This window comes from Pseudomonas sp. GL_135 (genome assembly GCF_057834665.1).
This window is the reverse complement of record NZ_CM174408.1, coordinates 4,253,301-4,266,971: the sequence shown is the minus strand read 5'-3', so window position 1 is coordinate 4,266,971 and position 13,671 is coordinate 4,253,301. Positions and strand designations below refer to the sequence as shown.

At 60.4% G+C, this 13,671-nt stretch carries 13 protein-coding genes and 1 tRNA gene; 10 read left to right on the top strand and 4 right to left on the bottom strand.

What is annotated here, in order from left to right; genetic code table 11:
- Nucleotides 1-146 precede the first annotated feature (146 nt).
- Nucleotides 147-1,205, top strand: coding sequence for a quinolinate synthase NadA (gene nadA, locus AC3ISG_RS18905; RefSeq protein WP_489297697.1), 1,059 nt, complete (start codon nucleotides 147-149; stop codon nucleotides 1,203-1,205).
- A gap of 95 nt (nucleotides 1,206-1,300) precedes the next feature.
- Here the strand turns inward: nadA and AC3ISG_RS18900 are convergent, their stop codons facing one another.
- Nucleotides 1,301-2,737, bottom strand: coding sequence for a M48 family metalloprotease (locus tag AC3ISG_RS18900; RefSeq protein ID WP_122623056.1), 1,437 nt, complete (start codon nucleotides 2,735-2,737; stop codon nucleotides 1,301-1,303).
- A gap of 146 nt (nucleotides 2,738-2,883) precedes the next feature.
- Between AC3ISG_RS18900 and AC3ISG_RS18895 the strand changes: the two genes are divergently transcribed.
- Entirely contained in the window at nucleotides 2,884-3,135 is a 252-nt protein-coding gene (locus AC3ISG_RS18895) for a sulfurtransferase TusA family protein (protein WP_122623057.1), read from the top strand.
- A gap of 37 nt (nucleotides 3,136-3,172) precedes the next feature.
- The gene (locus tag AC3ISG_RS18890; RefSeq protein ID WP_065986753.1) at nucleotides 3,173-4,243 is read left to right on the top strand and encodes an AI-2E family transporter; all 1,071 of its coding nucleotides are present in this window, start codon (nucleotides 3,173-3,175) and stop codon (nucleotides 4,241-4,243) included.
- A 113-nt stretch (nucleotides 4,244-4,356) separates the two neighbouring features.
- Here AC3ISG_RS18890 and AC3ISG_RS18885 read toward each other — a convergent pair whose 3' ends face one another.
- Nucleotides 4,357-4,830, bottom strand: a complete 474-nt coding sequence (locus AC3ISG_RS18885) for a peroxiredoxin (protein ID WP_122537437.1) — start codon at nucleotides 4,828-4,830, stop codon at nucleotides 4,357-4,359.
- A 10-nt stretch (nucleotides 4,831-4,840) separates the two neighbouring features.
- A complete protein-coding gene (locus AC3ISG_RS18880; RefSeq protein WP_037014004.1) occupies nucleotides 4,841-5,404 on the bottom strand; it encodes a glycine cleavage system transcriptional repressor in 564 nt (187 codons plus the stop codon).
- A 313-nt stretch (nucleotides 5,405-5,717) separates the two neighbouring features.
- Here AC3ISG_RS18880 and dapA point away from each other — a divergent pair, with 313 nt between their 5' ends.
- The 5 genes from dapA (at nucleotide 5,718) to AC3ISG_RS18855 (ending at nucleotide 9,455) form a co-directional block, all read left to right on the top strand.
- Nucleotides 5,718-6,596, top strand: a complete 879-nt coding sequence (dapA, locus tag AC3ISG_RS18875; protein ID WP_122623058.1) for a 4-hydroxy-tetrahydrodipicolinate synthase — start codon at nucleotides 5,718-5,720, stop codon at nucleotides 6,594-6,596.
- A 17-nt stretch (nucleotides 6,597-6,613) separates the two neighbouring features.
- On the top strand, nucleotides 6,614-7,729 hold the full coding sequence (bamC, locus tag AC3ISG_RS18870; protein WP_122537439.1) for an NlpB/DapX family lipoprotein: 1,116 nt from the start codon (nucleotides 6,614-6,616) through the stop codon (nucleotides 7,727-7,729).
- Nucleotides 7,730-8,488, top strand: coding sequence for an MBL fold metallo-hydrolase (locus tag AC3ISG_RS18865; protein WP_489297696.1), 759 nt, complete (start codon nucleotides 7,730-7,732; stop codon nucleotides 8,486-8,488). It begins immediately after the preceding gene.
- 59 nt (nucleotides 8,489-8,547) lie between these two features.
- The gene (purC, locus tag AC3ISG_RS18860) at nucleotides 8,548-9,261 is read left to right on the top strand and encodes a phosphoribosylaminoimidazolesuccinocarboxamide synthase (protein ID WP_122623059.1); all 714 of its coding nucleotides are present in this window, start codon (nucleotides 8,548-8,550) and stop codon (nucleotides 9,259-9,261) included.
- A 104-nt stretch (nucleotides 9,262-9,365) separates the two neighbouring features.
- Nucleotides 9,366-9,455: transfer RNA gene (locus tag AC3ISG_RS18855), tRNA-Ser, on the top strand.
- Between the two features lie 113 nt (nucleotides 9,456-9,568).
- On the opposite strand, the gene AC3ISG_RS18850 is transcribed toward AC3ISG_RS18855, so the two are convergent.
- Nucleotides 9,569-9,799, bottom strand: a complete 231-nt coding sequence (locus AC3ISG_RS18850) for a DUF6555 family protein (RefSeq protein ID WP_122623060.1) — start codon at nucleotides 9,797-9,799, stop codon at nucleotides 9,569-9,571.
- A 397-nt stretch (nucleotides 9,800-10,196) separates the two neighbouring features.
- Between AC3ISG_RS18850 and AC3ISG_RS18845 the strand changes: the two genes are divergently transcribed.
- Together AC3ISG_RS18845 and AC3ISG_RS18840 are read left to right on the top strand one after the other, a co-directional pair.
- Nucleotides 10,197-11,885, top strand: a complete 1,689-nt coding sequence (locus AC3ISG_RS18845) for an NAD-dependent malic enzyme (RefSeq protein WP_489297695.1) — start codon at nucleotides 10,197-10,199, stop codon at nucleotides 11,883-11,885.
- Nucleotides 11,886-12,017: 132 nt separating this feature from the next.
- Nucleotides 12,018-13,643: a GMC family oxidoreductase gene (locus AC3ISG_RS18840; RefSeq protein WP_489297694.1), complete on the top strand. Its 1,626-nt coding sequence runs from the start codon at nucleotides 12,018-12,020 to the stop codon at nucleotides 13,641-13,643.
- Nucleotides 13,644-13,671: the final 28 nt, after the last annotated feature.

Below are 13,671 nucleotides of genomic sequence, written 5' to 3'. Positions count from 1 at the left end.
TTTGCGTTGTCCCAGGGTGGAGGTATTGGCGCCTGCGTTAATTCAGTGGGACCGCCGGTAAGTGATCGCTCAACAGATCCCGTGCTAACTTCCCGGCCGTTTTCTTATCATGCTGACTCTCCATCCGCGCATTCAGGTCTATCGACATGACACACATTTCTGAACGCCTCCTGGTCCAAGCGCACCTGGACGCCAAACAGCCCAAAATCCTGAGTGCAGACGAGGAAGCGGAGTACCGCCGCTTGATCGCCGCCGAGCTTAAGGCCCAGGACGCTGTGCTGGTGGCGCACTACTACTGCGATCCGGTGATTCAGGCGCTGGCGGAAGAAACCGGCGGTTGCGTTTCGGACTCTCTGGAGATGGCGCGTTTCGGCAAAAACCATCCGGCGAAAACCGTGCTGGTCGCCGGGGTGCGTTTCATGGGCGAAACCGCAAAAATTCTGACCCCCGAAAAACGCATCCTGATGCCGACCCTCGAAGCGACCTGCTCACTGGATCTCGGTTGCCCGGTCGATGAGTTTGCTGCGTTCTGCGATCAGCATCCCGAGCGCACCGTGGTGGTTTACGCCAACACCTCCGCCGCCGTAAAAGCCCGTGCCGACTGGGTGGTGACGTCCAGTTGCGCGCTGGAGATCGTCGAGAGCCTGATGGACAACGGCGAGAAGATCATCTGGGCGCCCGACAAGCATCTGGGCCGTTACATCCAGCGCGAAACCGGCGCCGACATGCTGTTGTGGGACGGCGCCTGCATCGTGCACGAGGAGTTCAAGTCCCGGCAATTGGAGGACATGAAGGCCTTGTACCCGGATGCGGCCATTCTGGTGCACCCGGAGTCGCCCGAGTCGGTCATAGATCTGGCGGACGCGGTGGGCTCGACCAGCCAACTGATCAAGGCGGCGCAGACGCTGCCGAACACCACCTTCATCGTCGCTACCGATCGCGGCATCTTCTACAAGATGCAGCAGCTGTGCCCGGACAAGGTCTTCATCGAAGCGCCCACGGCCGGCAATGGCGCCGCCTGCCGCAGTTGTGCCCATTGCCCGTGGATGGCGATGAACACCCTGGCGCGCACGCTTCAGTGTTTGCGCGAAGGCACCAATGAGATCTTCGTCGACCCGGCTGTCATTCCTCACGCCGTTCGGCCGCTGCAGCGCATGCTCGACTTTACCCAGGCGACACGCATGAAAAGCTCGGGTAATGCTTGAATAAAAGCGGTTAGCCGCAAGCTTCAAGCTTCAAGCGGAAGGCCGATTGGCTGCGTTTCAGCTTGCAGCTTATGGCTTGCCGCTTGTAGCTGACCTCAATTCATCATGTCCTTCACCGCCCGTTCCTGGGCGATGATTTCCTGCTGCCGCGCGTCGATGCGAGAGGCCAGCTGGAAGTTGTTGTTCGCCCGGCGCTTGGCGAATTCAAGCTGCTGAATCGCCTGCTTGAAATCGCCCATCAGCGCGAAGTATTCCGCACGGGCCTGATGCAGGCCGATGGTGTTGCCAGACAGGCCTCGAGTGTCAGCCACCTGATTCCAGATGTCCGGATCGTCCGGGCGGCTCTTCAGCAAAATTTCCAGAGACTTCAACGCCTCGGGCGCCTTGGACTGCTTGAGCAAAACATCGACTTTCGCCTGATTGAGCGGGTAGTTGTCGGGATACAGGTTCAGCATTCGGTCCACCCGCTGTTGAGCGTCGGGCAGGCGATTGTTGGAGATGTCCAGATTCACGGCAGCGAGGTTGTAGGCAATGTTGTCCGGCGCCTTGTCGAGCAAAGGCTTCAGCGTCTCGCGCCCTTCATTCAGTTGCCCCGCTTTGGTCTGGGCCAGCGCCAGGCCGTAGCGAGCCGCGTCGTTTTTCGGGTTCTCGGCCAATTGCGCGCGGAAACGCTTGGCGGCCATGCCGGGGGTTTCTTCGTAAATCAGCACGGTGCGTGCGCGCATCAGCTGATACGTGGGGCTGTCTTCCTTGCCGCCGGGTTTGGCTTGCTCGGCGCGGTTGCGGGTGTCGGCGATGCGGGACTCGGTCACCGGGTGGCTCATCAGGAATTCCGGCGGTTTGGCGTCGTAGCGGTACTGGCGCGCCAAACGCTCGAACATGGTCGGCATATTGCGCGGGTCGTAGCCGGCCTTTTCCAGATTGAGAATGCCGATGCGGTCGGCTTCTGCTTCGTTTTGCCGGGAGAAGCGCGCCTGCTCCTGAATTGCGGCGGCCTGGGTGCCGGCAATGGCGGCGATTCCCGCATCGCCTGCACCCGCTGCCGCCATGACGATACCGGCGAGCATCGCCGCCATCACCGGCACTTGCATGCGCTGTTGCGCCTGCACGCCCCTGGCGAAGTGCCGTTGCGACAAGTGAGCCAGTTCGTGGGCGAGGACCGCGGCGTATTCGCCTTCAGTCTCCGCGTGGAGGAACAGCCCGCCGTTGACCCCGATGATCCCGCCGGGCGCTGCGAAGGCGTTGATCTCTGGCGTGTTGATCAGGATGAATTCGAGCCGGCGGTCCTGCACCTGGCTGGTTTCGGCGAGCCGATAAACTGAAGACTCGACGTAGTCCTTGAGCAGCGGGTCGGACAGTTGCGCCACCTCAGAACGTAACAGCCCGAGCCAGGCGCGCCCCAGGTCGTGTTCTTGCTGGGGAGAAACGATGGATGAACTCGCGTCGCCGAGGGAGGGCAGGTCATCTTCTGCGAAGCTCGGCGCTGCCAGCAGGCAGGCAAGGGTCAGCAGCGTGGGGCGCAAAAAATTCATGCACGAGACTCTGGGGCAGAAAGGCGCCACTGTAGCTGGCTCAATGGCTTGCTGACCAGAGTGGGGTATTCTGGAAAACTTGTAAGAATGTTCTTCCGCCCGTTGGCTTTTATGCGAGGGCGGATGTGTCTATCCGGAGAGAAACGATGTCTGACGCTGTAGGACACCCCGCTACCTGCGATGCAGAGCTCGACGCCAGCGGTCTCAACTGCCCGCTTCCCTTGCTCAAGGCCAAGATGGAACTCAACCGTCTGGCCAGCGGCGCGGTCCTCAAAGTGACGGCCACCGATGCCGGCTCGCAGCGCGACTTTCGTACATTCGCAAAACTGGCCGGGCATGTGCTGCTGCATGAAGAAAACGCTGACGGCATTTATCGGTATTGGCTGCGCAAGGCCTGAGCGTTTCTGACCCCTCGCAACCCTTTTAGGATTCTTGATGTTCAAAGTGCTTCGCGACTGGATACAGCGCTACTTTTCCGATGAGGAAGCGGTGGTGCTGGCAGTGCTGTTGGTTCTCGGATTTACCGTTGTGCTCACCCTCGGCGGCATGCTCGCGCCGGTGTTGGCCGGGTTGGTGCTCGCTTTTCTGATGCAGGGGCTGGTCAATCTGCTCGAGCGTTTGCGCGTGCCGGAAGGTGGCGCAGTGGGGCTGGTCTTCGCGTTATTCATGGGGGCGCTGGCGCTCTTTCTGCTGGTGCTCGTGCCTTTGCTGTGGCGCCAGCTCATTACCTTGTTCAACGAATTGCCCGGGATGCTCGCCAAGTGGCAGTCGTTGCTGTTGCTGCTGCCGGAGCGTTATCCACATCTGGTGTCGGACGAACAGGTCCTGCAGGCGATAGAAGTGGCTCGCGGCGAGGTCGGAAAGTTCGGGCAATGGGCACTGACGTTTTCCCTGTCCAGCCTGCCGCTGTTGGTCAACATGATGATCTACCTGGTGCTGGTGCCGATCCTGGTGTTCTTCTTCCTCAAGGACCGTCGGATGATCAGCCGCTGGGCGAGGGGCTATCTGCCCCGCGAACGCACGCTGATTACCCATGTGGCCGAGGAAATGAACCGACAGATCGCCAACTACATTCGCGGCAAGGTCATCGAGATATTCATCTGTGGCGGGGTGACCTACATCGCCTTCGTGACCATGGGCCTGAATTATTCGGCGTTGCTGGCGATGCTGGTGGGGATTTCGGTGGTAGTGCCCTATGTGGGCGCTGTGGTGGTGACGGTGCCGGTGGCGTTCATCGCGCTGTTCCAGTGGGGCTGGAGCGATCAGTTCATCTATCTGATGGCGGTCTACGGCATCATCCAGACCCTGGACGGCAATGTGTTGGTGCCGCTGCTGTTCTCCCAGACGGTGAGCCTGCACCCGGTGGCGATCATCTGCGCCGTCCTGTTGTTCGGCGGTCTGTGGGGATTCTGGGGGATTTTCTTTGCGATCCCGCTGGCGACCCTGTTCAAGGCTGTGCTCGATGCGTGGCCACGGAACGAACCGACGGTGGCGCCGTTGTTATAGGCGTTGCCTTGCTTGTGTCGAAGTGAGCTTGCTCGCCATCGGCGTCGTCCTGGTCAATATACGATGACTAAACGAACCCGATCGCGAGCAAGCTCACGCCTGCATCATGGCGGTCAAGCCTTGTTCAGCGCCTGAGCCGCTTCCAATACTGTCGCCACATGCCCCGGCACTTTTACGCCGCGCCACTCTTTACGCAGTACGCCGTCCTTGTCGATGAGGAAAGTGCTGCGGTCGACGCCCAGGTATTCCTTGCCGTACAGCTTTTTCAGCTTGATCACATCGAACAGCTGGCACAGCGATTCATCCTTGTCCGAAATCAACTCGAACGGGAATTCCTGCTTGGCCTTGAAGTTCTCGTGGGATTTCAGGCTGTCCCGCGACACACCGAACACCACCGTGTTGGCGGCCTTGAAGTCGGCGTGATGATCGCGGAAGCCCTGGCCTTGGGTGGTGCAGCCAGGGGTGCTGTCCTTCGGGTAGAAATAAAGCACGACTTGCTGACCTTTCAGCGCCGACAGGCTGACCGCCTGTTCGCTCGTGGCCTGCACTTGAAAGTCGGCAACGGGTTGGTCGAGTTCTACAGCCATTCGGGGCTCCTTACATCGGTGCTTGAGGGCGCCATGGTTCGATCAGCGCATCAAGGTTTAGGGCGTCGGCGAAGTCCAGGAACTGGTCACGCAGCCAACTGATCTGGGTGCCGGCCGGCAATGTCACGGTGAACGTCGCGTTGAGCATGGTGCCGCCGGTCTGCGGTGCCTGATACGTGTCGCAGATCAGGTTTTCCAGCTCGACGTTGTGATCGATGAAGAACTGGCACAGCTCGTTGATGATATCCGGGCGATACGCCGAACTGACGTAGGCCACATAGGGCAGGGCTTCCGGACGGTTTTCCAGGGAGGCACTGCGCACCACATTGACGGTGAAGGCGTGTTTCTTGGCCAGATTGGGCAGACCCGTTTCCAGACGCGCCAGCGCGTCCCAGCTGCCGGAGATCTGCAGGATCAGGGCGCTGCACTCACCGTGGCGAGTGAGGCGTGAGCTGACGACCGAGCAACGGCTTTCGTTACTGGCGCGGCACAGGACGTTGGTCAGCTCCATTGGGTTGGCGCCAAGGGCACTGATGACAAGGAATTGTTCGCGAACTGTGGGGATGGATGACATGCAGCATTCCTAAACGATGAGCGGTCGGTACGCAGCAGGCCTGTGCCGGCGGGTTCGACGGACGAAGGCATCGTGACGTCGCCCCGACCCACAGCCGTCAATCGCGTCCATGAGCCTGTCATGGCGCGCGATAACGACGCAGGGCGGGGTAAGTGACGACAAAATCGAGCAGTCGAGCGAGCCGGGCAGATGACCCGTACCGATCAAAGACCGAAGGGTAGCGAAAACCGGCGCCGAGGGGAATGCTCGCCTTGTGCAAGGATCATGGCGCCAGTACCATTACCGCTCTCTTTTTCCGGCAGGAGCGGTTTGCATGATTGCGGGCAGTATGGTGGCACTGGTCACACCCATGGATGCACAAGGTCGTCTCGATTGGGACAGCCTGAGCAAACTGGTGGACTTTCACCTGCAAGAGGGCACCAACGCCATAGTTGCCGTCGGCACTACAGGTGAATCCGCGACGCTCGACGTCAACGAGCACATCGAAGTCATCCGCCGCGTGGTACAGCAGGTCGCTGGCCGCATTCCGGTCATCGCCGGCACGGGCGCCAACTCCACCCGCGAGGCGGTCGAACTGACCACCAACGCGAAGAACGCCGGTGCCGATGCCTGCCTGCTGGTCACCCCGTACTACAACAAGCCGACCCAAGAAGGCTTGTACCAGCACTTCAAGCACATCGCCGAAGCCGTCGACATCCCGCAGATTCTGTATAACGTGCCGGGCCGTACCGCCTGCGACATGTCGGCCGAGACCGTCATTCGCCTGTCGAAAGTCAAAAACATCATCGCCATCAAGGAAGCCACCGGAGACCTGCAGCGCGCCAAGGATATTCTTGCCGGCGTGAGCAGCGACTTCCTGGTCTATTCCGGCGACGATGCCACTGCGGTCGAGCTGATGTTGCTCGGCGGCAAAGGCAATATTTCGGTCACTGCCAACGTTGCCCCGCGCGCCATGGCTGACCTGTGCAAGGCCGCGATGGACGGTGACGCCGACACTGCCCGCGCCATCCACGAAAAACTGATGCCGCTGAACAAGACCCTGTTCATCGAATCGAACCCTATTCCCGTGAAATGGGCCCTGCATGAGATGGGTTTGATGCCAGACGGTATTCGTCTGCCGCTCACCTGGCTCAGCGAGTCCTGCCACGAGCCGCTGCGTCAGGCCCTGCGCCAGTCCGGTGTATTGGTCTAATGAGGAAGCATTACGCAATGAAGCGACTGGCCGGACTTTCCGCACTAGCCTTGATTATCTCCAGCACCAGCGGTTGCAGCTGGCTTTTTGGCCAGGACGGTTATTTCCGCGATCGCAGCAGCGATTACCTGGAAGCGACCCAGAAGCCGCCGATGCAATTGCCCGAGGGCGTTCAGGAAGTCAAACGCCTGGACCCGTTGCTGCCGATCCCGCGCAACGTTGCCGACGACACCCAGAAGGGTGAGTTCAACGTGCCGCGTCCGCAGCCGCTGACCACTGCTCAGGACTCCGGCGACTACACCCTGCAGAAGAGCGGCGACAACCGCTGGATTCTCGCCCAGCGCGCACCGGCTGAAGTCTGGCCTGTGGCGCATCAGTACTTCGAAGACAACGGCTTCCGCATCGCCGAAGATCGTCCGCAAACCGGTGAATTCAACACCACCTGGCAGCGCATGGACGAGTTGTCCGCATCGGTTGCCAAGCGTATGGGTTCGAGTGGCGATGCCGCCAACACCGAAACCCGTGTCCGCGTTCGCATCGAGCCGGGCGTGCAGCGCAACACCAGTGAAATATACGTCGTCAGCGTGCAACGCCCGGCGGGAAGCAACGATGATCCTGCGTTCCCGTCGCGCAGCACTAATGTCGGCCTCGACTCTGTGCTGACTGACGACATGCTCGCAAGCCTTACCCGCACTGCCGAGAAGGGCGGTTCGGTCTCCCTGCTGGCGGCGCGTGATTTCGACACCCCGAGCCGCGTTTCCCTCAGCGAAGACGGCAGCGGCAACCCGGTGCTGAACTTGGGCGCGGACCTGGATCGCGCTTGGTCGAGCGTCGGTCGTGCGCTTAACCAGGGCGACTGGCGCGTTGAAGACATCAACCGCAGCCTTGGCCTGTACTACATCAACGTGGCGGAAAAGCCCGACAAGCCTGAAAACAAGCCTGGCTTCCTCAGTCGCGTGTTCGGCAGTGAAGAGTCCAAGGAAGAGAAAGAAGCCCGCGCCGAGCGTTATCAGGTTCGCCTGAGCAAGGTCGGCGAGAACGTTCAGGTCACGGTCGAGAAGAACATCAACACCGTGGCGCCGACGGAAGTCGCTCGTCGTGTGTTAAGCGTCATTCAGGACAACCTGGGTTAAGTGCGCTTCGCGGTTCTTGGCAGCGGCAGTCGCGGCAATGCCACGCTGGTCGCGAGCAACGACACGTACGTGCTGGTCGATTGCGGTTTCTCCCTGCGGGAAACCGAACGGCGGCTCGACAGGCTGGGCGTCAGCGGTAAACAACTGAGCGCCATTCTGGTAACCCACGAACATGCCGATCATGTGCATGGCGTGGGTTTGCTGTCTCGGCGCTACGATGTGCCGGTGTACCTCAGCGCCGGCACGCTGCGCGGCATGCGCAAACCGGTCGAAGCGGGTCTTCGGCTGGTGGGCGGGCAGGGTCTGCGCATTGGCGGTCTGGGCATCGACGTGGTGTCAGTGGCTCACGATGCGCTGGAGCCCACGCAGTTCGTGTTCAACGACGGGCGCCGGCGCTTCGGCCTGTTGACCGACCTTGGTTCGTATTGCCCGATGGTGCTCGACAGCTACCGCGGGCTCGACGCGCTCATGGTCGAGTCCAATCACTGCCGCGATCTGCTTGCGCGGGGCCAGTACCCGTACTTTCTCAAGCAGCGGGTGGGCGGCGATCACGGTCATTTGAACAATCATCAGGCTGCCAGTCTGGTGAACGAGTTGGGATGGCAGGATCTGCAGCACCTGGTGCTGGCCCATCTGAGCAGCAAGAACAACCTGCCGCATCTGGCCCGGCAATGTTTCGCCGACACCCTTGGGTGCGACGAGGACTGGCTACAATTGGCCGATCAGGATTCAGGGCTCGACTGGCGCGAAATCGCCTAGCGTCCCAAACGGGCGACTTGCCCCCACTATTCAGCCAGATTCAGCAAGCGGAGCCCATCATGGAAAAACGTGAAGAACTCTACCGCGGCAAAGCCAAGTCGGTTTACAAGACCGACGACGCTGACCGCTTGATCCTTGTGTTCCGCAACGACACTTCGGCGTTCGACGGCAAGCGCATCGAACAGCTCGACCGCAAAGGTATGGTGAACAACAAGTTCAACGCCTTCATCATGCAGAAGCTGGAAGCCGCAGGCGTTCCGACCCAGTTCGACAAACTGCTGGGCGACAACGAAGTGCTGGTCAAGAAGCTCGACATGATCCCGGTCGAATGCGTCGTGCGTAACTACGCTGCGGGCAGCCTGGTCAAGCGCCTGGGCGTGGAAGAGGGCATGAAGCTCAACCCTTACACGTTCGAGCTGTTTCTGAAGGACGACGCCAAGGGCGACCCGTTCATCAACGACTCCCACGTTGTCGCGTTCGGTTGGGGCACCGCCGAGCAACTGGTTCGCATGAAAGAACTGTCGCTGAAGGTCAATGAAGTCCTGACCAAGCTGTTCGACGACGCCGGCCTGCTGCTGGTCGACTTCAAGCTGGAATTTGGCGTGTTCAGCGACGGCTCGATCGTCCTGGGTGACGAGTTCAGCCCGGACGGCTGCCGCCTGTGGGACAAAGAGACCCGCAAGAAAATGGACAAGGACCGCTTCCGTCAGGGCCTCGGCGATGTCATCGAAGCCTATGAAGAAGTCGCCCAGCGTCTCGGCGTACCGCTCTGATCCAACGACTCCGGCGGAAAACGCTGCAAGCATCTGAAAGAACGCGAAAAAATCCGTAAAAAGGGTTCGCGTTCTTTGAACGAACTGTTATGATGCGCGCCGTTGGAGAGATGCCGGAGTGGCCGAACGGGACGGATTCGAAATCCGTTGTACTGGCGACAGTACCTAGGGTTCAAATCCCTATCTCTCCGCCATTATTTGAAAAGCTCCAGAAGTTATGCTTCTGGGGCTTTTTCGTTTCTGGCGTCTGCGTGCACTGCCTATCTTTCGATGAATCCGCACAACGCGGATCGGTCGCGCTCCGAGATCACGCCCACTCCCCCCAGCGCACGTCCGTCAAACCATATCGCCGCCCATGGGCGATTAGCGCCGTTAGCTCTTCCCGGGTCTTGGACAGGTTGTGCAGTACGCCGATGCCTGCGTGCAGGCAGGCGTAGTACCAGGCATCAACTTCGTTCAGCGCCGAATCGGGTTGGAGAAAGACACGTTGCTCGCCCAGAAAGCGGTAGTGGATACGAAAGATGCGCTGGCCTGACATTAATATCTCCGGATTGATATCAATGTGACTGCAATGGCGTATCGCCAGTTCAATGTGTAAGGTATTTCGTCCTCTGATCCAGGGTGACCACGACCGAAAGCCCTTTTCTTGAAACGGTCAAATCGTCATACCGGCGTTTTCACCGTGACCCAGTGCGCGGTTTTTGTTCCTAATCCAAGGGTGTTTCCTGACCCTGTGGACGCTTGGGCGCCACCATTTCGCAATCGACGGGCGACAAAATGTCGCAATCGTTTTCAGGCGAGTAAGATAGGCACCCTGTTTTTACCCCCCTATTTTTTCGGACGGATCCCGCGTTGAGCGTCGTATACATCGACCTCCGGGGCATCGTGTCGACGACGTATTGATAGAGCAAACAGAGAAAAGGCGATCACTGCAAATGACCAAGACCTCGCGACCTTTATATATTTCCTATGCCGGCCCTTCGTTGCTGGAGATGCCGCTGCTCAACAAGGGCAGTGCGTTCACACCGCAAGAGCGCATCGATTTCAACCTGGTCGGCCTGCTGCCGCAGAACGTCGAAACGATCGAAGAGCAGGTCACCCGCGTTTACAACCAGTACCAGCAATGCGCGAGCGATCTGGATAAACACATTTATCTGCGCTCGATCCAGGACAACAACGAAACCCTCTTCTTCCGCCTGCTGGATTCGCACCTCGACGAGATGCTGCCGATCATCTACACACCGACCGTGGGTCAGGCGTGCCAGGAATTCTCGAAGATCTACCGTACCCACCGCGGGCTGTTCATCTCTTACCCCGAGCGCGATCGCATCGACGATATCCTGCGCAGCGCAACGAAAGATCGCATCAAAATCATCGTGGTAACGGACAGCGAGCGCATCCTCGGCCTGGGCGATCAGGGCATCGGCGGCATGGGCATTCCGATTGGCAAGCTGTCGCTGTACACCGCGTGCGGCGGCATCAGCCCGGCCTACACCTTGCCGATCGTGCTCGATGTGGGCACCAACAACAAAGAGCTGCTGGACGACCCGATGTACATGGGCTGGCGCCACGAGCGCGTCACCGGCAAGGAATACGACGACTTCATCGCGCTGTTCATCGAGGCTGTTCAGCGCCGCTGGCCGGACGTGCTGCTGCAGTTCGAAGACTTCGCCCAGACCAACGCCATGCCGTTGCTGGAGAAGTATCGCGATGAGTTGTGCTGCTTCAACGACGACATTCAGGGTACGGCTTCGGTTGCCGTGGGCACCTTGCTGGCGGCGTGCAAGGCCAAGCACGAAACCCTGGGCCAGCAGCGGGTAGTGTTCCTGGGCGCAGGTTCGGCAGGTTGCGGGATTGCAGAGCACATTATTGCGGCCATGGTGATCGAAGGCTTAAGCGAAGCCGAAGCGCGCAAACGCGTGATGATGGTCGACCGCTTCGGGCTGCTGACTGACAGCATGGACAACCTGCTGGACTTCCAGAGGAACCTCGCGCAGAAGTCTGTCGACGTGTCGGGCTGGTCGAGCGGTGAGGGTTCGCCCGAGTTGCTGGACGTGGTCGCCAACGGCAAGCCGACGGTGCTGATCGGCGTGTCCGGCCAGCGCGGGCTGTTCACCGAGCAGGTTATCCGCGAGATGCACAAGCACTGCGCCAAGCCGCTGGTCATGCCTTTGTCTAACCCGACCTCGAAGGTCGAAGTCACGCCGCAGGAAGTGCTGACCTGGACCAACGGCGACGCGCTGGTCGCGACCGGCAGTCCGTTTGCCCCGGTCACCGTAGGCGATCGCACGTTCCACATTGCCCAGTGCAACAACTCCTACATCTTCCCGGGCATCGGTCTGGGTGTCGTGGCGTCGAAAGCCACGCGCATCACCGACAAAATGCTGATGGCGGCTTCCAATGCGCTGGCGGAATGCTCGCCGATGGTGACGGGCAAAGGTGACGCTGTCCTGCCGCCGTTGAAAGAGATTCAGCAGGTGAGCAAGAAGATTGCCCTGGCCGTGGCCAAGCAGGCTCAGGCTGAAGGCATGGCCCTGGAGACCACCGAAGAAATGCTCGTCGAAGCCATCGAGCGTAACTTCTGGATGCCGAACTACCGCAGCTACCGCCGCAGCGCGGTGTAGTCGGAACCGTCTCTGACGTAAAAAGCGCTTCAACCGGACCGCCCCATGGAAACATGCGGCGGTCTTTTGTTTTGTGGCGAATAACTTCAGGATGGGCCCTGCATAAAAACAAAAAATATCAGCGAGGGACGCATGCAAACGGACGTCGGTCTCCATGACTACATCATCGTCGGCGCAGGCCCGGCGGGCTGCCTGCTGGCCAATCGGCTGTCGCAGAATCCTGCCCACCGAGTCCTGCTGCTCGAAGCGGGCGGCCAGGACAATTACGCCTGGATTCATGTGCCGGTGGGCTACCTCTACTGCATCGGCAATCCGCGCACCGACTGGTGCTTCAAGACCGAAGCGGAGCCCGGCCTCGGCGGGCGCGCCCTCAACTACCCTCGCGGCAAAGTACTGGGCGGGTGCTCGTCCATCAACGGCATGATTTACATGCGCGGCCAGTCGCGGGACTACGACGGCTGGGCGGAGCAGGGCAACGACGGGTGGGGCTGGAAGGACGTATTGCCGATCTTCAAGCGCTCGGAAAACCATTACGCCGGCGACTCGGACCTTCACAGCGCGAAAGGTGAGTGGCGCGTCGAGCAGCAGCGCCTCTCATGGACGTTGCTGGATGCGTTCCGTGAGGCGGCGGCGCAAACCGGCATCCCGTCGATCCCCGACTTCAATGGCGGCGACAACGAAGGGTGCAGTTATTTTCAGGTCAATCAGCGGCGCGGTGTGCGCTGGAACGCGTCCAAGGCATTTCTGAGACCTGCGTTAAAACGCCCCAATTTGACGGTGATCACGGGTGCAGAAGTGTCGCGCGTGTTTTTTGAAAACAACCGCGCCAGCGGAGTGATTGTTCGCGTCAACGGGCAGGAACAGACGCTTCGCGCCCGGCGGGAGATCATCCTCTGCTGCGGCGCCATCGGGTCGCCCATGGTGTTGCAGCGCTCAGGCATCGGGCCGCGTCCGCTGCTGGAAAAGCTCGGTATCGGCGTTCGGCTTGAGCTGCCCGGCGTTGGTGCGAATCTGCAGGATCACCTGCAGTTGCGCCTGATCTACAAGGTCAGCAACGGCCAGACGCTGAACCAGATGGCCGGCAGTCTGTGGGGCAAGATGAACATGGGCCTGCGCTACGCCTTCAATCGCAGCGGTCCGTTGGCGATGGCGCCGAGTCAGTTGGGCGCGTTTGCACGCTCGGGGCCGGAGCAGGCAAGCGCCAATCTTGAATACCACGTGCAGCCCTTGTCCCTTGAGCGCTTCGGCGAGCCGCTTCACGGCTTCCCCGCATTCACTGCGTCCGTGTGCGATTTGCGCCCGCAGAGCCGTGGCACGGTGGAAATCCGTTCGGCGCTGGCCGATGCCGCGCCCATCATTCGCCCGAACTACCTGAGTCACGAGGCGGACCTCAAAGTGGCCGCAGATGCGATTCGCCTGACCCGTCGCATCGCCGCGGCACCCGCCCTCGGTCCCTTCAAACCGGTCGAGTACCTGCCCGGCGCAAGCCTGCAAACCGAGGAAGAATTACGCGAGGCGGCCAGCGTTGTCGGCACGACGATCTTTCACCCGGTCGGCACCTGCAAGATGGGGCAGGGCCGCGACGCCGTGGTAGACGAACGTCTGCGCGTGCACGGCATCACCGGCCTGCGCGTGGTGGATGCGTCGATCATGCCGAACATCACCTCCGGCAACACCTGCTCGCCGACCGTAATGATCGCCGAGAAGGCGGCGGAGATGATTATTGAGGATGCAGCGGCGCAGGCCCGCTCGGCGTAAAGCTTGATCGGCTACTGAAGACCTGGCT